At 41.9% G+C, this 18,832-nt stretch carries 19 protein-coding genes and 1 pseudogene; 8 read left to right on the plus strand and 12 right to left on the minus strand.

Annotation, left to right across the window (positions count from 1 at the left end; all coding sequences use genetic code 11):
- Window positions 1-47: 47 nt before the first annotated feature.
- Together ACFVU8_RS13475 and ACFVU8_RS13480 are read left to right on the plus strand one after the other, a co-directional pair.
- Window positions 48-413: pseudogene (locus ACFVU8_RS13475) on the plus strand (DUF4062 domain-containing protein); the annotation flags it as partial.
- Window positions 414-552: 139 nt separating this feature from the next.
- The gene (locus ACFVU8_RS13480) at window positions 553-828 is read left to right on the plus strand and encodes a HesB/YadR/YfhF family protein (protein ID WP_387427825.1); all 276 of its coding nucleotides are present in this window, start codon (window positions 553-555) and stop codon (window positions 826-828) included.
- A 68-nt stretch (window positions 829-896) separates the two neighbouring features.
- On the opposite strand, the gene ACFVU8_RS13485 is transcribed toward ACFVU8_RS13480, so the two are convergent.
- Entirely contained in the window at window positions 897-1,136 is a 240-nt protein-coding gene (locus ACFVU8_RS13485; RefSeq protein ID WP_387427827.1) for a ferredoxin family protein, read from the minus strand.
- 217 nt (window positions 1,137-1,353) lie between these two features.
- On the opposite strand from ACFVU8_RS13485, the gene ACFVU8_RS13490 reads away from it, so the two are divergent.
- On the plus strand, window positions 1,354-2,004 hold the full coding sequence (locus ACFVU8_RS13490) for a helix-turn-helix transcriptional regulator (RefSeq protein WP_387427828.1): 651 nt from the start codon (window positions 1,354-1,356) through the stop codon (window positions 2,002-2,004).
- Window positions 2,005-2,013: 9 nt separating this feature from the next.
- Window positions 2,014-2,268, plus strand: a complete 255-nt coding sequence (locus ACFVU8_RS13495; protein ID WP_066364815.1) for a DUF1450 domain-containing protein — start codon at window positions 2,014-2,016, stop codon at window positions 2,266-2,268.
- 127 nt (window positions 2,269-2,395) lie between these two features.
- Here ACFVU8_RS13495 and ACFVU8_RS13500 read toward each other — a convergent pair whose 3' ends face one another.
- From ACFVU8_RS13500 to ACFVU8_RS13525, 6 genes are all read right to left on the minus strand, one after another.
- On the minus strand, window positions 2,396-2,752 hold the full coding sequence (locus ACFVU8_RS13500; RefSeq protein WP_387427830.1) for a HesB/IscA family protein: 357 nt from the start codon (window positions 2,750-2,752) through the stop codon (window positions 2,396-2,398).
- A gap of 13 nt (window positions 2,753-2,765) precedes the next feature.
- On the minus strand, window positions 2,766-3,701 hold the full coding sequence (locus ACFVU8_RS13505; RefSeq protein ID WP_387427831.1) for an NAD(P)/FAD-dependent oxidoreductase: 936 nt from the start codon (window positions 3,699-3,701) through the stop codon (window positions 2,766-2,768).
- Window positions 3,664-3,936 (minus strand): hypothetical protein, encoded by a 273-nt coding sequence (locus tag ACFVU8_RS13510; RefSeq protein WP_387427832.1) that lies wholly within the window; start codon window positions 3,934-3,936, stop codon window positions 3,664-3,666. Before ACFVU8_RS13510 ends, ACFVU8_RS13505 begins: the two co-directional genes overlap by 38 nt.
- Window positions 3,937-5,090: 1,154 nt before the next feature.
- Window positions 5,091-8,198, minus strand: a complete 3,108-nt coding sequence (locus ACFVU8_RS13515; RefSeq protein ID WP_387427833.1) for an MMPL family transporter — start codon at window positions 8,196-8,198, stop codon at window positions 5,091-5,093.
- A gap of 19 nt (window positions 8,199-8,217) precedes the next feature.
- Window positions 8,218-9,219 carry an NADP-dependent oxidoreductase gene (locus ACFVU8_RS13520; protein WP_387427834.1) on the minus strand — a complete coding sequence of 334 codons (1,002 nt, stop codon included), beginning with the start codon at window positions 9,217-9,219 and terminating at the stop codon, window positions 8,218-8,220.
- A gap of 231 nt (window positions 9,220-9,450) precedes the next feature.
- Window positions 9,451-9,777, minus strand: coding sequence for an ArsR/SmtB family transcription factor (locus ACFVU8_RS13525; RefSeq protein WP_387427836.1), 327 nt, complete (start codon window positions 9,775-9,777; stop codon window positions 9,451-9,453).
- A 1,111-nt stretch (window positions 9,778-10,888) separates the two neighbouring features.
- On the opposite strand from ACFVU8_RS13525, the gene ACFVU8_RS13530 reads away from it, so the two are divergent.
- Window positions 10,889-11,665, plus strand: coding sequence for a hypothetical protein (locus tag ACFVU8_RS13530; RefSeq protein ID WP_387427839.1), 777 nt, complete (start codon window positions 10,889-10,891; stop codon window positions 11,663-11,665).
- Window positions 11,666-12,445: 780 nt separating this feature from the next.
- Here the strand turns inward: ACFVU8_RS13530 and ACFVU8_RS13535 are convergent.
- Window positions 12,446-12,802 carry a winged helix-turn-helix transcriptional regulator gene (locus ACFVU8_RS13535; RefSeq protein WP_379468081.1) on the minus strand — a complete coding sequence of 119 codons (357 nt, stop codon included), beginning with the start codon at window positions 12,800-12,802 and terminating at the stop codon, window positions 12,446-12,448.
- Window positions 12,803-12,974: 172 nt separating this feature from the next.
- On the opposite strand from ACFVU8_RS13535, the gene ACFVU8_RS13540 reads away from it, so the two are divergent.
- From ACFVU8_RS13540 to ACFVU8_RS13550, 3 genes are all read left to right on the plus strand, one after another.
- The gene (locus ACFVU8_RS13540; protein WP_387427842.1) at window positions 12,975-13,979 is read left to right on the plus strand and encodes an LLM class flavin-dependent oxidoreductase; all 1,005 of its coding nucleotides are present in this window, start codon (window positions 12,975-12,977) and stop codon (window positions 13,977-13,979) included.
- Between the two features lie 24 nt (window positions 13,980-14,003).
- A complete protein-coding gene (locus ACFVU8_RS13545) occupies window positions 14,004-14,609 on the plus strand; it encodes an NAD(P)H oxidoreductase (RefSeq protein WP_387427844.1) in 606 nt (201 codons plus the stop codon).
- 188 nt (window positions 14,610-14,797) lie between these two features.
- Window positions 14,798-15,445 carry an SGNH/GDSL hydrolase family protein gene (locus tag ACFVU8_RS13550; RefSeq protein WP_387427845.1) on the plus strand — a complete coding sequence of 216 codons (648 nt, stop codon included), beginning with the start codon at window positions 14,798-14,800 and terminating at the stop codon, window positions 15,443-15,445.
- A gap of 101 nt (window positions 15,446-15,546) precedes the next feature.
- Here the strand turns inward: ACFVU8_RS13550 and ACFVU8_RS13555 are convergent, their stop codons facing one another.
- The 4 genes from ACFVU8_RS13555 to ACFVU8_RS13570 all read right to left on the minus strand — a co-directional run bounded on the left by ACFVU8_RS13555 (window position 15,547) and on the right by ACFVU8_RS13570 (window position 18,816).
- Complete coding sequence (locus ACFVU8_RS13555; RefSeq protein WP_066364853.1) at window positions 15,547-16,026, minus strand: DUF6530 family protein; 480 nt, start codon at window positions 16,024-16,026, stop codon at window positions 15,547-15,549.
- 172 nt (window positions 16,027-16,198) lie between these two features.
- The gene (locus ACFVU8_RS13560; protein ID WP_387427847.1) at window positions 16,199-16,558 is read right to left on the minus strand and encodes a GIY-YIG nuclease family protein; all 360 of its coding nucleotides are present in this window, start codon (window positions 16,556-16,558) and stop codon (window positions 16,199-16,201) included.
- Window positions 16,559-16,594: 36 nt separating this feature from the next.
- Window positions 16,595-17,554 carry a vWA domain-containing protein gene (locus tag ACFVU8_RS13565; protein ID WP_387427848.1) on the minus strand — a complete coding sequence of 320 codons (960 nt, stop codon included), beginning with the start codon at window positions 17,552-17,554 and terminating at the stop codon, window positions 16,595-16,597.
- A gap of 134 nt (window positions 17,555-17,688) precedes the next feature.
- Window positions 17,689-18,816 (minus strand): AAA family ATPase, encoded by a 1,128-nt coding sequence (locus tag ACFVU8_RS13570; protein ID WP_387427850.1) that lies wholly within the window; start codon window positions 18,814-18,816, stop codon window positions 17,689-17,691.
- Window positions 18,817-18,832 lie beyond the last annotated feature (16 nt).

The following is an 18,832-nucleotide window of genomic DNA, read 5'->3' on the forward strand; positions in this document are numbered from 1 at the left end:
CAGGTGGCCTATGACCAAAAAACTGCAAGTCTTCATTTCATCTACTTTCCCACTGGGAATATGAGTATGCCGGAGAACTCGGTAAACCTAGATTTGCTTTTGTCCTTACGGATGATGCCTTAAGACAGAAGCCATACGATTTTGTCATGATGGAGAACTATCCGAAATTCCAAGCGTTCAAGGAATCCGTCATGGCGCAAATCCCCATCTTTCATGTTGAAGTCGGGCAGCACATTCATATGGTGATTCAGGACAAGCTTCCAGAATATGCAGGAAGAGACAATTTGCCTGGCTGGGTATCGGGTGCAGCCATCTCGGATGTACAGAGACTATTGGACGAGAAGGCAGAATTATTGAGAGAGAATGCGAGATTACATGCTGAACTAGAGAAACACAAAAGGGAGGATCGATGAGCTATCACCTCCCATAAGGCTCTCCTTCCCCTTTTCACACATTGACAAAACGGTACCTTTTCATCATAATTTATATACATATATGTTTAATATATTTAAAAATACATGAGAGAACTAATACACAAGGAGGGGCCATTACATGAAGCTTACAATTACAGATGCGGCAGTGCATTGCTTTACCACAGAGTGGGATTTCAAACAGGGCGATTTTGTGCGGATCTTCGTACGGTATAGCGGGGGAGGAGAAGATGCCTTTGCTTTTGGAATTATGAAGGCAGACCCTCAAGATATGAGTATCAGCTATGAATCGGGTGGAATTACCTTTTTTATGGTTGACAATGATACTTGGTATTTGGACGGGAAGGAACTGGCCATTGATAGCATTAATGATGAAATTACGTTTATCCGAAACTGAATAGGAACAGCGATAAAAAAAGGCCGGGGCATCATGCTCCGGCCTTTTCTAGTATAACGACTAACCGTTTACTTGGTTCTGAAAAACTCCGCTGTCTTATCGATATATTTTAAATAGTGCTCTGGTAAATCTTCCTCATAGAAAACAGCACTCACCGGACACTCCACTTCGCACGCGCCGCAGTCAATACATACATCAGGATTAATGAAGAATTGGTCATCTCCTTCTACGATACAATCGACAGGACACACATTCACACAATCTGCCACCTTTTCATTAATACACGCTTCTGTTATTACAAATGGCATCTAGCTCGCTCCTCCCTGCTTTTTTTATGTAATGCTACATTAAGAATATACTCCCCTTTGAATACTTTTTCAATATATATGTATAATAAGTTTAACATGTACTATTAGTCCTTCTCTACCCCAATCATGCTTAATTAGACATACTAAACAAATTAGCATATAATATTTTGGATATAGTATTTACAAGTACACACTACGTTACGGAAGGTGATCATAGATGACTACCCCAGATGTGATACAACAGCTTCCGACTAGGGAAATCATACTCCATCTTCTTAAAACCAAAGGAGACATGAGTACCAAGGATCTCACCGATGAGCTCGGAATAACCATTATGGCGGTTCGCAGGCATATACAATCACTTGAGCGTGATAATCTTATATCTTCAAGAATGCTCCGGCAAACATTAGGCAGGCCAACCACTGTGTACCATTTAACCGAACAAGCAGGTGGGTTCTTTCCCAAGAACTATCACACACTGACTGTGGAGCTGCTGACTGAACTGGAAGAGCACTTTGGATCAGAGGCCGTTGAGAAGCTTTTTGACAGCCGCAAGAATAAATTGATTGATAAATATGGCGAGACCATGAAGGAAAAAGATATCGCTGAACGCGTAGAGGCACTAGCCCATATTCAAAATGAAAATGGCTATATGGTTGAGCTGGAGAAGGTTAGCGAGGATGAGTTCTTGTTGACGGAACATAATTGCCCGATCGAACATGTTGCTGCCAAATTCAAAAACGTCTGCCATTGTGAATTAAAAATGTTCCAGTCTTTGCTCGGCGATGCCGAAATTAAAAGATTGGAATGCTTGGGAGATGGCGGTCAACGTTGCACGTATTCTATTAAAAAGCAAAGCTTACAGTAGGTGAATATAATGTCATTAGGACTTGTTGTAGTTGAAGTATGCACCCGTAATTCCATCGCTGCGCTTCCCTTAGAGGATTTGGAGGAAGAATTTCCTGAAGTTGCAGTTATGAGAACCGATTGTTTGACGATGTGCAATATGTGCCGGGCTGTCCCCTATGTGATGGTCGGCAATAAAAGAGTGTACGCGAAGACACAAGATCAGTGCCTTGAACTAGCTAAGGAAGCTATTGCTGAAGAGATAAAGGCTTTCTGGGAAGCATAAGCAGCTATTTCTATCGGATACTTGAAAATAAAGAGTGGAAATTAATAAGTCCCCTTAGCAGTCTTTTTAGCTTAAGGGGACTTATTTTTATATAAATATCTCGGGCTTCACTCACTGGATGCCATCGTTAATCACACTTCTGACTTTTGCCTCTATAAGTCGCTGTTCTAAAACTTGCGCCACAGCCGCATGTCGTTCTGGCATTAGGATTATCAATGATAAAGCCGCCAACCATACCTTGATTCGTATAATCAATCTTTATGCCTTCCAAAAATTCGATGCTCCGTTTATCCCATGCGACGTTAAAGCTCTCGTATTGCAGTACTTCATCTTCATCACTCAATTCATCGTCCAGCTTCAGACTGTAAGACAATCCGCTGCACCCGCCATCCTCAATACCTACTCGGAGAAAAAGATTGGAGCCTTCATTCTCCCGGATCATCTGTTGAATAGCCGATTGCGCTTCTTCACTAACTTCGATCATCTTGATCACTCCCCTATAATTTTAAATTACTGCTATGGCCCGGCGATAATTTCGCGGTTGGATCAATGTATACTTTGGCATTATTGACAGCGGTAGGTGCTTCACCAAAGCCCACAGCAATCAGCTTCACTTTTCCTGGATAGGTGGTAATATCTCCTGCAGCGAAAATCCCCGGTATGCTTGTTTCCATACGGGTGTCGACAACAATGGAGCCCTTCTGTACATCCAGCCCCCACTCGGCAATCGGTCCAATGGAGGACACGAAGCCAAAGTTAACGATAAGGGCATCGCATGAAATCGACAGCGTTTCCCCTGTTTTGCTCAAGTGAACTGCAATCTCCTCAATTCGCTCATCCCCATGCAATTCGGTGATATCTGCTGAGGTGATAACATTAACCTTGGAGGCCATCAGCTTCGTTACGCTATGTTCATGCGCCCGAAACTTGTCTCGTCTATGTATAAGAGTGACCTCTTGGGCAATCGGCTCAAGCATCAGCGCCCAATCCACTGCCGAATCTCCGCCTCCATTGATAATGACGTGCTGATTAGCAAATTGCTTGAGATCCTTTACAAAATAATACAGGTTCTTGCCTTCATACCGCTCAGCATTCAACAAATCCAAACGACGCGGCTCGAACGCTCCAACGCCTGCAGTCACAATAACAGACTTACTATAGTGAGTGGATTTATCCGTAATAATCTCAAAATGGCGTTCATCCCTCTTGATAACTTGCTGCACCTTCTCTTCCAGACAGATCTCTACAGGGAACATACTCATCTGTTCCTCTAAGTTTTGTGTGAGCTGCGCTGCCGTAGTTTTAGGAAAACCAGCAATATCATATATAAATTTCTCTGGATAAAGTGCGATCGGCTGGCCCCCCAATTGAGGCATGCTATCAATGATTTTCACACTAGCTTGACGCATCCCTGCATAAAAAGCTGCAAACATCCCTGCCGGCCCTCCGCCAATGATCGTTGTCTGTGGTTGTTTTGGCTTCTGCTTCTGCGGCTTGTGCGGCTTGTGCGGCTTCTGAGATTTCTGCGATTTCTGAGGCCTCTGCGGCTTCTACGGCTTCTGAGATTTCTGCGATTTCTGAGGCCTCTGCGGCTTCTACGGCTTCTGAGATTTCTGCGATTTCTGAGGCCTCTGCGGCTTCTGATAGTTCCGTTTTATCGTTTAACAAGTTGTTCTCCTCTTTCTTTTACGATATTAATGATACTTTTTATATATTATAATATATAAAAAGTATAAATACTACATAGACTATTTAGACTTAGGTTCTTATAACTAGTCCCCACAAAGGACATTTGCTATATTGAGGACTTGAAAGATGATCCTGATGTAGATAATCGGGGATTAACTTTAAATATTTTTACTCATATTATGTGAACTTAAGATTTAAATATAAGACCCTACGGCACCTACGGGGGCAAACCCCTGAGTGACGATGAAGCCTTCTTTCGCTGTTGCTCTAGTCTTTTTAAAGACGATAAATGGCACTCTATTCGCAATTAAGAGCATTTTTGCACCTTATATTTCTCTTTTTGAGGATAATAAGGAAAATAAGAGCATTATTGTACCTTATTTTCCGAAAAATAAGCTATATGGCGCGAACCTGAAGAATTAAGGTACAAAAATGACCTTAATCTAATCCAAACCTCTATTTCGTCCAAATTAAGGTACAAAAATGCCTTTATTTACGTTTTGGAGATTCATATGTTGTGGATATGCATCTTGGAGATACGCATATTGGAGATATGCATCTTGCCATTAATATCTTGGAAATTTACATTTTGGAGATTTACGTTTTAGTAATTTACATCTTGGAGATTCTATCGTACTTTTTCAAAAAAATAATCCCCTAACGTTCAAAGCACAGCGAAGTGCCAGTAGCTAACCGAAATGAAACTCAATAAGGGAACATTGAATCCAAGAAAGCGAATATTAAATTCAATAAGAATAAATTAAATCTAGTCCAAGAAGAGTAAGCAAAAACCCGCAATACACCTTGCAACATCAAGGTTTATGCGGGTTAAACTAAATACAGTCTGAATACAGTCAAGAATGATCGGCAGATCACTAAAGATACATGTAGAAACACTTACGGTTATTTCTCCGCGACTAAGCAAAAATGCGCCCCAACCAACTTTTTTCGTCATACTCATAAAATTCAACCACAGACATTGTACCGTCCTAATGAAGTAGGAGGGAGCAGCGAGCCCCCGTCCACACACCACTGTACATACGGTTCCGCATATGGCGGTTAGAGTAAATTTAGCTAGTTTTATTGATTTAGCTAGCTTTATTGGTTCAGCCAGTTATTATTGATCAGTCTTTTTATTGATCAGTCTTTTTCTTAAAGAATGACGCTGTAGAAAGACTAATAAACGCTGGTAAGAACAGAGGCAGAAGCAACACGGCCAGCAAAGCCAAAGCAATAATGACTGCTGTAGCCAACTGCACCAAGGTTAATACGCCTGATGGAATCATAGCGGCAAACGTGCCTGAAAGAATAAGAACCGCCGAGAGGATTACCCCACCTGTGTGCTTCATGGCTTCATAGATCGCTTGACGCGGATTTCGATCCTTGTACTCCAGATATCGCATGATCAGGAAGATACTATAATCTACTCCCAAAGCGATGATCATAATGAACGAGAAGAACGGAATCGTCCATGTCAGATCCTTATGACTTGTGAAAGTACCGAAGATCCATTCTGTTGCTGCCAATGCCGTAAGATACGCCAGTACCAACGAAATGATCCCCCCAAGTGGAATCCAAAAGGACCGTGTAATAATCACCAAGAAGATGAATATCCCAATGAGCATAATCACTGCTGTCTTTGTAAAATCTCCCGTGGACATCGTATTAAGATCCTGGTTCTGCGAGGATATTCCCCCAATCCCGTATTCAGCCTTGGCAAATTTGGACTGCTGAAGCAATTGGTCAAATCTGTCCTGAATTTGCTTTACAGTCTCCATCGCATGCGAGGAATAAGGATCGTCCTTCAAAAGAATAGTCCACTGGGCTTCATGTCTGTCTGAAGACATATACGTATCCAACGACTTGGTGAATGCTGCTCCCGTGCGCACTTCTTCTGGAATAAAGAAGGTTTCGGAGGCGCCTGTTCGTACAACTTCGTTCAAGTAATTGGTTGTGCTCGTCAATCCATCAGAGATCTTCTGCAATCCGTTTACACTATCCCCTAGCCCATTTTTCAGCTGAGGAAGATTGCTTGCTAAATTGCTCAGTCCTTTATTTAACTCCACTTGTCCCTGTACGATGCTGCTCATTCCTTCTGCTAGAGCTGGCATCTTCGTTGTAACCTGTTTCTGACCCGCACTACCTTGAGCAAGTCCATCCTGCAGTTTGGCAGCACCAGCCTCCAACTGTATAGAGCCTTGTCTGATCTTATCCTGCCCAAGCTGAATTTGCTGCATGCCCTGCTGAACAGTAGCCAATTGACCGTTCACGGCATTGAACTGTTGGTTTAACTGCTTCATCCCTTGGATTAACTTAGCCAATTGTTCACTAAGGGCTGCCGACGTACTTTTCAATACTACAAAGTCAGAGCTGTTCTTTAATTCACTATTGGACGCTTCCAAGCGTCCTATCGTATCGTTCATACCTTTGGAGACTGCTATGATGCTATCCAGTGACTTCTTGATATTGTCATACTGTGTGTAGAGTGTATTATATCCCTCTGTAATTTTGGGGAGACCTGAGCTTATCGTGGCTGTTGACTCATTCAGTTTCGCCAAATTTCCATTCAGACTGTGTAAGCCCTGTTTCAATTCCCCTGCGCCAACCGTCCCTTTGTCCAGCCCGGCAGAAATCTTGTTCAGTGCTGTAATAGATTGATTAATTCCCGCTTGTACCTTCTTGGTCCCAGTAACCAAATCATTTACTTTACTAAATTGATCCAGCGGAACAGTTGCCAGCTTATCCACTGCTCCTGATAATCCATCCTTAATCGTGCCAATTCCGTCATTCGCTTTTCCAATACCTTCACTTAGCGAGGCGGATTGGTCAGTGGTGTATAGTTCTTTGATTTTTTCGCCATGAGGCCGGGTCGCGCTAAATACCTTATCTACACCATCAATAGAAGTTAATTGCTCGGTAACCCTGTCGATAAAGACCAAATTGTCTGAAGAATCGAGGCTCTCTCTTGCCTTCATGACCACCGTTGTAGGGGATGCTTGTCCCGCCGGAAAATGATCATAAACTATATTAATGCCTTTGACGGACGGGTATGAATCCTGGATCTCGTCCAGCGAGTTGTAGCTCAAATGCCCGGAGTAGAAAAGAGAGATGGGCACCGCAATCACGATCGTAATGAGAATCCCCCAAATGGGGCGTTTTACAGCAAAGCCTGTGATACCAGAGATCAGCTTGTTTCCGTTATGTTCACCGGCCGCTTTGGAAGGCCAGAAGCTTAGACGACCGAGAAGTCCCATAAGGATCGGTACAATCGTGAACAAGGCCAAGAGCAAGATCCCCACTCCGATGCCGACTGCTGACGCGGATTTGAACAATTGGAATTCAGCCAGTCCCAAGCTGCTAAAACCGATCAGCACCGCCACTCCGCTATATAATACGGTCCGCCCAGCGGTTTTGTAGGTATGAATAATCGCTTCCAGTGTGGATTCCTGCCGGGACAACTCTTCTTTGAACCGCATAAATAGCAAAATGATATAATCTGTGCCAATCCCGAAAAGGACCAGGATCAAGAAAATTTGTGTAAATCCGGAGAATGGAAAATTGAGCTTGTCGACTAACTGAGTTACGATACCTAACGAGATTAGAAATGTTATTCCCACGGTAACAAGCGATATGATCGGGGTCACCGGTGAGCGGAAGATTAAGATCAAGACAACGATAATGAAGACGACGGCAACACCTTCTGTTTTCTTGACACCAGCTTGTGTCGTCTTGACGAAATCCTCCATAATCAGATCAGATCCGGTTAGATAATGTTCCACCTCTACTTGTTCCAATTTGTCCATGAGAAGATTTCTGATCTCTTCTTTAGAGCGGTCGCCTATATCTACTGTAACCACAGCAAGAGCCGTAGTTCCGTCTTTAGAGCGAAGCTGCTCTTTCATATCCTCATTGTCTGGGGACAAAATGGAACGAATGCCTAAGTCCGCTTTCTGCTGCTCCAGCGTTTGAATTCCTGACCCAATCTGATCCATCTGCTTTGTATTCAGCTTATCCTTACTATGAAAAACTGCGACGACCGACATTTCATTCGCATTCTCTGCTTTTCCACTCAACTCGTGAATCAACCGATCCGCTCGCCTCGAAGAGTATCTCTCTGGAACACCGGCCTGACCTTTTTCACGAACAAGCTGCTCCATATCCGGCATAAAATGAATTAACAAGGCTGCAGCGACAATCCAAATCGCCACAATGGGCCATTTCCATTTCAATATCAGTTTCATTTAAAGTCTCCCTTTGTGATCACTTTATTTTGACGACAACTTTTCCTTTGGCACTTCCACCCTCCAGATATTTCAAGGCTTGCGCGGCATTTTTAAAATCAAACACCTTATCAATCACCGGCTTAATGTGGCCTTCTTCAATAAATTTCTTAATGATCTTTAATTGCGCACCGCTTGGCTTCATAAAAAGAAAATGATAACTACTCTGCGTTTTCTTCTCGAGCGCGGTAAGCTTATGACTGGCGATGGATAAAAGGGTCGTCTTCATCCAGCCTAGCTGCGCTTCTTTTCCAAATCTTGCGTTAGGCAGACCGGAGACGGAAACTATTTTCCCATGTGGCTTCAGAATCTGGAATGATTTCTCCAAGGCTTCGCCGCCCAAGGTGTCATACACAGCATCGTATCCTGTGAGCAGTTCTTCAAAATTCTCTTTCTTATAATTGATAATCTGATCGGCACCCATCAATTTAACCAATTCATATCCCTTATCACTGGCTGTGGTGGCGACAAAAGCACCCATTAATTTAGCTAGTTGGATGGCAAAGGTACCTACACCGCCTGCTCCAGCATGGATCAAGATTTTCTGCCCTTTTTGCAGCTTCAAAACATCATGAAAAGCTTGATACGTCGTAAGTCCGACCAGTGGTATAGAGGCTGCTTCTACAAAATTCAGGTTCCGCGGCTTTGGTGAAATATCGTCTTGGTGAACCGCAATATATTCAGCTAATGTCCCAATTCTGCCTTTGCGCGGTCTCCCGTACACCTCATCTCCGGGTTTATAGTCTTTCACTCGGCTGCCAACTTTAGTGATCACACCTGCAAAATCATTTCCCAAAATTAAAGGCATGTCATACTTGAGCAGGAATTTTGCTTTTCCCTCTTTTACTTTAAAGTCGATAGGATTCAGGCTGGCTGCGTGAATTTCAACCAGTACATCATCTTCTCCAATCTCAGGCATAGGTCTGTCTTTCATCAACAAAGGTACATCTTTACCGTATTTCTCAATCAACATAGCTTTCATTTCAATCACTCCCATTAGGATCATTAGTTTAAACAAACGAACGGATAGTGCATCAAATATTGTTTTGGCAACGGCGTTTTGCTGTATGCTATATACGCTCCCCCCTAACTAACGGTCTACTGCTGCTTTTTATATAAAAATGATCATGACTTTCCGTTATGTCATCAGTTTATGATCATTAGTTTAAACATATGGACCTATTATGCAAGAAAAACACACTTAAATCAATTACTAATTATTAAGGTGTGCGCACTGGGTTTCAATGGCCTCAATTAATGATTTGAGTTGCTCTAATGGTTTGCGGACAGTCAGGATATAGTGATTTTCGACACTTTTTTTCTCGTAGCTAACATAACCAGACTGCTTCAACACCTTCAAATGATGGGAAACGGCAGGTCTGGACAAATTTATTTGCTCTGCGATTGTGTTAACATTAAGCCCCATTTTATGCTGTGCAAGCAGTAAAATGATTGCCTGACGCTTCTCATCTGTCAGCACATCCAGCAAAGGAATACATTCTTTAAACTGTTCCACAATATGCTCAGTCTCCTGGCACATACCGCTCCCTCCCTTTCGTTTATCCGTTTAATTACATAAACATATTATAAACATCTCTTAGATAAAATCAAGCGCAAACTTGACGTGGAAAGACGCTCACTGTTACCTTCGGAGAATATAAAATAAAAAAGAGATAATAAATTTTTCATTTAAAAAAAGTCTTCACAATAGAAAAACCAAATAAAAATGGAATGAGAGAATACCCATTGTAATTAAATAGATGAATTCACTGTAACCGATTTAGGGAAACCCTTATACAAAGCAAAATAAATGCCAATTAAAATCGGAATTGTTCCCCAAGGCAACAAATTGTAGGACAGATTAAATGTGTGTTTATATTTAATATCAAAGTAAAGGAAAGATCTATTCGCTAAATAGAGCAGAAGAAGAAACCCTACAGTCCAGAAAAAAGAATATGAATAGCGTTTTAGCATCAGAACACCTCCGCATCCATGGTAATAAAATATATATTTCTAAATCAAAATATAATTATCTTTATCGTTTGGCCGCCTCCGCACTGAAGACATACTCTCTCTCACACTACATAAATCCATTATATGAAATTTAATATAATTTCCGTGAAGTCGACCTTATCAATCAATGATTGAAGCACCAGCCAACGCTCGCCTCGAGGCGAGAATCTACAACTTTAAATAAGACCAACGTGAACTATAGTGGTTATCATCAAATATTTCTCTATCCGCTATATTCCTTTATAGATTATTCTATCTATTTTTAATCGAACCTAAATAAAAGTTTTGGCATTTATAAGGGGAGCTTGTAGAAATCTATCGTGCTAGAAGTATTGACATCTTTTCTGAATACACTGTCAAAAGAACAATAAGAAGCATTATACATTAAAGCATTTCTCTACAGATTAAGCTAACGGACATACTAATCGCTGTTTGACGTGGACATTGGAAGAACAACTAGTAGCAGCTGAAGCTCCTTACAGTTTGACGCTGGCACAGATATCGTTGTAATTCTGCAACTTGGAGTACAAGTTACCCACAGTTCGATTTCTTTATGTCTATTATGCAGGACTTGGAACTGTTTATTTTCTTCCTCGTATTAGCATTAATATCTTATTTATTTGAAGGGTGTGGTTTTTATGGAGTTGACAGACGAAGAAATTTTAAATTCTCTTAAACAGGAAAATGAGATATTTAAAAATTTTAATGCTACGTTGAAAAAATTTGATGATTCAACCAAAAATATCTATTCTTACTTATTCCTGTCATTATCATTTGTGTTAATTTGTAGCATTATTTCTTTAATGGCTTACTTTTCACCGAAGGATGAGTGGTGGGTTACATATCTAGTATTAAGTTTATTTTTCCTGTTCTTTCTCTTTTTACGGTTATCTTCTTTCAGTAGGGTTCATTATGCCCGTAAAAATTTCAATCAATTTAAAGACTTATTAGAGACCAAAAAAATATTATCGGAGATTTTATTTCCAACTAATTTGGCGCCTATGCGAAAAGCATATGTGTTTACAAAACTACGGTCTACAATTTCGAGTCTTACGACAGCACAAAGGAAAATATTAATTAATGTATATCTTAAGGAGGGGGAACAGCTTAAAAATAATAATTGGTATATTATAACACTCCTGGGTATTATGCAGTTTGCAGTTTGGACAGGCTACATTAGTGCAGTAATAGGACACGAAGATTCGCTCAACGGAATGACAATGTACTTAATGATTTTTATGATAATCTCCTTAGGTTTAACCATTTACGTTTATATTTATAAGATCATTCTAGAAAGTTTAGTCTTAAAAAGGTCCAATAATTATTTTCTACTCACTGAGATTATCTCAACTATTGATGTTTTGGATGATTCTGCTCCCCAACCTCAATCTATACCAGTAGTTCATGCTCTATAAATCTAGAGCGCCAGTAACCCATGCCACCTATGAACTCACTGGAACGGATGGTCAAATTAATTGTTTTTTTATTGTGGTTACATGATTCGTATTTTGAAAATTCTACAGATCTAATATTTTCTTGAGGTTGAACATGTTGAGCCGTCAGATTTTTCAGAACTCAATTTCATTATTTTTGGCTTGAAGATGAAAATTTTTCGTATCATTCCCATTAAAGATTTGATGATCTTCCTGAAAATTTGCCGTCGGCAGGCGTACAGTTCGCTGTAAGCTAGTGCGCTGCACAGCCAATCTATAACTTTATTCTCCGAGTCTAATACTTTTAGTTGTAATATATTTTATGCAGACAACCTAATAATAATCGTTATCTTGTTTCAAAGTGGTACTTTATATAATATTGTGTTGGAATTACTCTATTGTAGGGTGTTTTAGCTTTAATTATAAGTGGTTTGAAATCTCTTAAAAAATACAGCGGCGTTTGGAACATAAAATCCAATATTCCAGACGCCGCTGCCATTATGGGGCTACTGTTGTCAGTTAATAGAGCTAAGCTACCTATCCGTCAATGCTTGGATCAATAGAAGATCGTAACTGGCAGCGAAACCACCTGTATGCTGGCGAACAGGCGTACGAACTGAGACCGTGCACATTAACAACCTCAGAAGTGCTGGCTTTCATAGCTTTTACCGAGTGAGGAAACTCATGCTGAAGCATACCTTTTCGTTTGAATCGAGCGTTCCATTGGGGTCAATCTGAAATATTTAAATTATAATCTACGATTCAATATTCCCATTGCTCAAGCAAATCTTTATTTCCATGGATATGTTCTAAATGATTCTCACCCCACAAACAGAAGTGATCCAAGATCGTCTTCAAACTCAAGCCGTATTCAGTAAGCTCGTATTCTACCCGAAGCGGAATTTCGTTGTACATATGACGATTAATCACTTTGTCCCGTTCCAATTCCCGCAGCTGTTTGGTTAGCATTCTTTGCGTGATTTCAGGCATTAAACTCCGTAATTCATTCGTCCGTTTCTTCCCATTGGTTAAATGATACAGGATAACCCCCTTCCACTTTCCCCCAATTACTTCCAGAGTAACCTCCACGCCAATCATATATTTCTTTTGCTTATTCATGACTAAATCCTCCTAATTTGCATCAAAAATAAATAATAATTAAAGGTTCAAAAAAGCCTATAGATACCTTTTATGTTCCTATAGAACAATATAGTGCCTACTTCCTATTTTAACATCCATACTACATAATAGCATTCAGACAAGGATTAACAAATAGAAAGGAGGGCACAACTTGATTCAATTAAGTATTCTTGATCAATCGCCCGTTGCTGAACAACAAACACAAGCAGAGGCCTTGCAAAATACAATCAAGCTTGCCCAAGAAGCTGACAAGCTTGGCTATACCCGATTCTGGGTATCTGAGCATCATAATACACCCAGCCTGACCGGCTCTTCTCCTGAAGTTCTCGTTTCCCACCTGGCAGCCAAAACAGAGCGGATTAGAATCGGCTCCGGCGGAATTATGCTGCCTCACTATAGCGCTTATAAAGTGGCAGAAAATTTCAATGTACTGGAAGCACTTGCTCCAGGAAGAATTGATATGGGTATTGGCAGAGCACCTGGAGGGGCACCACTATCTACGCTCGCATTGCAAGACGGCCAAGCTCGAAATAACAGCCGGTTCCCCGTGCAAGTGGACGAATTACTGGCTTATACGCATGGAGAGCTGCCGGAAGGGCATCGATTCCAGGGATTACATGCCACGCCGAGATTAACAAGCCATCCGCACATTTGGATGCTAGGCTCAAGTAGCTATACTGCCAAGCTTGCCGCTGAAAAAGGCCTCCCCTTCTCCTTCGCACATTTTATTAACGCTTATGACGGAAGAGCTGCGGTCAAATACTATATGGATCATTTTAGGCCCTCTCTTTATTACCAAAAACCGAAAGTCGTCGTAAGCATACAAGCCGTGACAGCAGCGACCGATGAACAGGCAGAGGAGATTGCCCAAAGTACAGATTGGGCGGTGATCCTGATCGAATCGGGTGTGGCACTACAAGGTATTCCAAGCTTAGCCACCGCGAGTCAATTGCCCAAGGAGCCTGGTCTTCTGGAGCGAATCCGGGAGAATAGAAATCGAATTCTGGTAGGTTCTCCAGCAACGGTAAAAGTGCAATTGGAAGAACTGCAAGCCACCTATTCCGTAGACGAATTTATGCTTGTATCTTTGACGCCTGATTACGAACAAAAAATCGAAGGTTACCGGTTACTAGCCGAAGCCTTTAATCTCAACTAACTTACAAAATGGAGGAATTATATAATGAAAGTACTAGTGGTAGTAACTCACCCCAGACAAGATTCATTAACGGGAAGTGTCACGAAAGAATTGGCAAAAGGATTAATGGAAGCTGGGCATGAATACGAAATTGCGGATTTGTATGCAGAAGGCTTTGATCCTCTCCTACATCCAGCTGATGAGCCAGACTGGGACAATCCGAATAAAATATATTCGGAAGAAGTGCTGCGGGAAATGAAGCGCATCCGAAACAATGATGCCATTCTATTCGTCTTCCCATTGTGGTGGTTTGGCGTACCTGCCATGCTGAAGGGCTATATCGACCGGGTATGGAATAATGGATTTGCCTACGGACAAGATAGTGTAACCAACGAAAGATACCGTTTGCCAGTAGAAAAAATAAGTTGGGTGTCTTTAGTTGGAGGAACACAGCCGCATTTCGAGAAACACGGTCATGATGTTGCAATAAATAGAGAATTGACCTACTTGGTGGATTACGTTGGAGTTAAAGAAGCATCTGTTCACTACTTGTATGAGACCATTGAGAAATTCCCTGACGATCCCGAAAAAGAGAAAAGACATTACGACGCTATCTTAAATGAAGCTTATCGTATTGGCCAACAATTTTAATTTACTAAGCCCGTTAGATAACTTCCTCTAACGGGCTGTTTGTTCATCATTATGACGTCGACATTAGCGACTTAAAATAGATTGCGCAGCAATTTTAGAATCTAATATCTGACCATATTGGTTCAAAGCAGGTTATCGTTATATACTACAGATTAGGATGCGAATACCTATTATTTTTGGAGGAATGGATGATGACAACGATACTGTTCCAAGGCGATTCCATTACAGATGGATCAAGAGGCCGCAGTGATGATCCCAATCATATTTTGGGACACAGCTATGTGTATCTGATTGGTTCCAAGCTTGGTCACGATCTGGCTGAGAAACAGCCTTTAATTATCAATCGTGGAATCAGCGGCAACCGTGTTTCGGATTTATATGCTCGCTGGAATGAGGATGCCATCGCACTGAAGCCTGATGTGATTAGCATTTTAATTGGGGCCAATGACGCTTGGAGATCGATGGATGGTGAACCTAGTGGAGTCACGGACCGTTTTGGTCGCGCTTACAAGATCCTTCTTGAAGAAACCAGAGAAGTACTCCCGGACACCAAAATAATTTTGCTAGAACCATTTATATTAAAAACAGGTGCAACAGAAGATCGTTGGGATCAATGGCAAGAACGAATCCAGCTGTATCAAAAGATAACAAAGGAATTAGCAGCAGAGTTCGGTGCAATATTTGTGCCTCTGCAAGCTGCATTTAATGAAGCTTGCCGGCGTGCTGAAGCTGCTTATTGGATTTGGGATGGCGTCCATCCAACCAGTGCCGGTCAGCAGATCATTGCCGAGCAATGGTTATCTACCGTTCAGAACAGCAAACTAGCTCTCCTCTAATCGATGAAAATGATGAAGACCCGAAGATTACTCTTCGGGTCTTCTATACCTCATGGAGTCAGGACTCCATGATTTCCGATATACGGTGGGCAGGGAATATTTTAATATCCCATATCCTTTAATATTTTGGATAACGTACTCAGACGCTCGCCGATCATCTCATCGTCATCACTTAGCGCTTGACTGAACAGCTTAATATCTTCATTAATTCGTTCATTGTCCGTACATACCGATACCGTCATGGCATCCCCTTGCAGGCCAACCCGGTCGATCACGGGCTGCTCTGGGTCATACAAATTCTCATATCGATAGGCTTCGCGGAAATGCTCCAACGACCGGCAGATCAGAATGGATAAATCAAGAACGCGGTGAAGCGGTAGTTCTTCTGATTGTCTTGACCATTTTTCGCCCGTATATCTCCATACTTTAGCCGAAATATCGACCTTTCCTCGATCGTTCCACTGGGCTAGTCCCAGGGAAAGACCTTTCGCATCCGTGTTACCCGCCATCCGGCCGTCAACCTTCTCATAATTCTCCGATACGACAACAGGTTTATGTTTTAACGTTGTAGGTATTTTCATTATAATTCCCTCATTCCATTTACCTATTTACTAATTTAGTAAACGACGGTTTCATCTTATCTTTAATTTCACTGTTAGTCAAATCGGTCTTTAGACAGGTTTCAATGGAATTACAAAACCCGCCAATTGTTCCATTGACGGGCTTCTAACCTCAATATATCTATGAGATCATTTATTCTTTTGGAGGCTTATTGTATCCTTTGTCTCCATATGGCTGTAGCTTCTCTAGCCACGGCTTCAAGATTTGTTTCTGTTCCCAGCGTATATCCGTGATCTTATCGGTTTCCTTCTGCTGCAGCACCTCATAGGTAAACGCATCCGCTCCGAACTCCTTCCAATCCTTTTGCAATTGGGCATTTGCGAATCGCCCTTGATCCAGTTGCATCTGCAAAGTAAACCATTTATTTTTCAAGTTAGGATAGCTATCGATGAAGATTTTGCCGTTGATGTTGTTTTTGATTTGGGCGACACCCATATAAATCTTAATTTGCTTGTATTCCTCAAGCAGCTCCTTGCGCTTTTTCATATCCATATCTTTCTCTCCTTATCGTAATTATATAAAACGAACTTACAAATACCGGGCGATAATCCGCACCAGCTTCGCAGGAAACTCGCGTAAATTCGTAATATCCAAAAATCTTTCATTGCCATAAATCTCACTAATGACATCCTTGTCTTGACCAATAGCGGCTGCAAGGAAGGTAATACCTTTCCGTTCATATTCCTCTATCGTCTGCTGCATGTCTGTAATGGCATATCTTCCAGTATAATTGTCCATTGCTTTGGGCTGCCCATCACTGATACTAATTAACAGCTTGGTCTGCTCTGGCGAAACGGCTAACCGTTCCCCCATAATTCGAAGGGCCATTCCGTCACGATTATTGCTTCGAGCCTGAATCCGCATCAGCCTGTATCGATCATTACTATCTGGTTTATCAAAGTCAGCATAAGCAAAGATCGACATTTGCTCTAGCCTTGAAACATCCGCAGTATCGCCATAGATTAAGACAGGTATATTGCATATTTGGCAAAATTCATAGACCGCGATAACTGCTCGCTTGGCTGCTTCGAGTCTTCCGAACGCTGCCATCGAAGCAGATTCGTCCACTCTTAGACCAACTACAAGGGAAGGGGATTCCGTTGGCGGTCTTTTTTTGGCAAAATACCTGTAATCCTTATACGCCACGCTATCTGCTTGAAACTTGCTGCCATAGTAACGGTTACGCTCGAATTCGGAAGATGTCTCATGTTCCAGAAGCGGAAGCGTCTTGCGGGCAATTTCCTGGACAATCGGCATCAATTCCTGGCTTAGACTGACATATTCCTTTTGGTGTTCCTGATCGTAATCAGGACGGTGAACAATAAGCTTAACCCGCTCATGAATGGAATCTGACACCATCGCTCTTGCGGTCTGATTGAGTTTTTTACGGAATTTGCGCTCTTTTTGTTTCTCCTCTTCAGACATCGGTTCGGGGTTGGCCTGATGATATTGCGGAGAGCCGTTTTCTCCGGTATCCGTACTTTTCATATCGGTAGAGTCATCGGATACACGGGAGGAGTTCTCTTCACTATCCGCAGATTTCTTGAGTGCAATTCCCTCTTCGTCTGCCCCGTTGTCATTGTTAACCTCAGTGGCCCCTATATCTCCCCATAACTTAATCTCTATTGCTGCGTCATCGCTAGATTTTCGTTTTTTTTTACCTCACCCGTCGTAACGGTGTCTAAGCCTGTGAGTAGACCATGTTTTTCGAGCGCTTCTTCCAAAATCTTTATTTCCTCTGCATCGGTAGTTATTTTGTAGATAACCTTATGATATAGCGATTCTTTGGCCGAGGCGCCTTCTGCAACCGCATCTGCCCAGTAAAAGAAGGAACGCATTCCAGCTACACCTTTGATGGCATTGGTCCGGGCAGTAGTATCCAAAATGATAATCGTATCTGCTAATACGCTGAGTACCCGGTCATCTTGATAACCAGTTTTGACTTTTGCCCGTTCCACCATGACTTCTTTCGTTGGCAGATTCATTTTCTCCGAGTGCTGGACTCTGTCCCGCAGCGCTTCATTGAGCGGTCTCGCCCCAGCATAACTACGATTGGTGGTAATGACCGCGATAAAGTCTGGATGTCTGTGAATGATTTCAGTGGGAAGATTAATACTTCCGTCCAGTTCTAAAGCAGAGTTGAGCGCCATGAGTACGGCTGCATCACGAATGACGTTTGGTTCCTGTATTTCTAGAAGATAGCCTTGCTGATAAGCCCTAACGATCTCTGAAGGGTAAAAACGGTACTCAACAGTTTCCCCTTCACTGTGTTCCGCAGCTATCTTCAGCAATTGCTTCATCTTTAAGCCTGCTTGCTCCTGGGTAATCTCCAATGCATTCATCAAAATTTCAGTGGCACTTTGAAACCCGTCGCTTTCATACAGAGCTTTCAGAACAGTTTGCTCTACAGGCTCCAGTTTCTCTAATTGTTCAGAAGAAATCACCGGTAATATCGCGCCAATGATATCCGATTTATCCATGTCCGCAAAACAGGTCACCTTTGTATAGGGTAGCCCAAAATTAGCGGATAACGCTTTGGCTAATTGGGTTTTGCCAGAGCCGGCATCACCTTCTAATAGAATATTGGCGATTTTCATTTCACCGCGATTCCAGTTCCGTTTCACTTCGTTACTGATACGCTGTTCCTCTTCGCCGGGCTTATGAGACATGGGCTTTTGCCACACCAGCTTTTTTTCCGCATCCGTCAATGATCTCTCAGGTGACAAATAATATTCCTCATGTTCTTGCATTGTTTATCTCTCCTTC

The organism is Paenibacillus sp. NPDC058177, assembly GCF_042883835.1.
Lineage (GTDB): Bacteria > Bacillota > Bacilli > Paenibacillales > Paenibacillaceae > Paenibacillus_AQ > Paenibacillus_AQ agri.

What these genes read in the sequence shown, in the direction of transcription:
- ACFVU8_RS13525 (WP_387427836.1), bottom strand. Translation starts at nt 9,777, where the DNA reads ATGTGCCAGGAGACTGAGCATATTGTGGAACAGTTTAAAGAATGTATT.
- ACFVU8_RS13555 (WP_066364853.1), bottom strand. Translation starts at nt 16,026, where the DNA reads ATGAAAATACCTACAACGTTAAAACATAAACCTGTTGTCGTATCGGAG.
- ACFVU8_RS13515 (WP_387427833.1), bottom strand. Translation starts at nt 8,198, where the DNA reads ATGAAACTGATATTGAAATGGAAATGGCCCATTGTGGCGATTTGGATT.
- ACFVU8_RS13570 (WP_387427850.1), bottom strand. Translation starts at nt 18,816, where the DNA reads ATGCAAGAACATGAGGAATATTATTTGTCACCTGAGAGATCATTGACG.
- ACFVU8_RS13500 (WP_387427830.1), bottom strand. Translation starts at nt 2,752, where the DNA reads ATGATCGAAGTTAGTGAAGAAGCGCAATCGGCTATTCAACAGATGATC.
- ACFVU8_RS13520 (WP_387427834.1), bottom strand. Translation starts at nt 9,219, where the DNA reads ATGAAAGCTATGTTGATTGAGAAATACGGTAAAGATGTACCTTTGTTG.
- ACFVU8_RS13490 (WP_387427828.1), top strand. Translation starts at nt 1,354, where the DNA reads ATGACTACCCCAGATGTGATACAACAGCTTCCGACTAGGGAAATCATA.
- ACFVU8_RS13565 (WP_387427848.1), bottom strand. Translation starts at nt 17,554, where the DNA reads ATGAAAAGTACGGATACCGGAGAAAACGGCTCTCCGCAATATCATCAG.
- ACFVU8_RS13535 (WP_379468081.1), bottom strand. Translation starts at nt 12,802, where the DNA reads ATGAATAAGCAAAAGAAATATATGATTGGCGTGGAGGTTACTCTGGAA.
- ACFVU8_RS13545 (WP_387427844.1), top strand. Translation starts at nt 14,004, where the DNA reads ATGAAAGTACTAGTGGTAGTAACTCACCCCAGACAAGATTCATTAACG.
- ACFVU8_RS13505 (WP_387427831.1), bottom strand. Translation starts at nt 3,701, where the DNA reads ATGTTTGCAGCTTTTTATGCAGGGATGCGTCAAGCTAGTGTGAAAATC.
- ACFVU8_RS13550 (WP_387427845.1), top strand. Translation starts at nt 14,798, where the DNA reads ATGATGACAACGATACTGTTCCAAGGCGATTCCATTACAGATGGATCA.
- ACFVU8_RS13495 (WP_066364815.1), top strand. Translation starts at nt 2,014, where the DNA reads ATGTCATTAGGACTTGTTGTAGTTGAAGTATGCACCCGTAATTCCATC.
- ACFVU8_RS13530 (WP_387427839.1), top strand. Translation starts at nt 10,889, where the DNA reads ATGGAGTTGACAGACGAAGAAATTTTAAATTCTCTTAAACAGGAAAAT.
- ACFVU8_RS13485 (WP_387427827.1), bottom strand. Translation starts at nt 1,136, where the DNA reads ATGCCATTTGTAATAACAGAAGCGTGTATTAATGAAAAGGTGGCAGAT.
- ACFVU8_RS13560 (WP_387427847.1), bottom strand. Translation starts at nt 16,558, where the DNA reads ATGGATATGAAAAAGCGCAAGGAGCTGCTTGAGGAATACAAGCAAATT.
- ACFVU8_RS13480 (WP_387427825.1), top strand. Translation starts at nt 553, where the DNA reads ATGAAGCTTACAATTACAGATGCGGCAGTGCATTGCTTTACCACAGAG.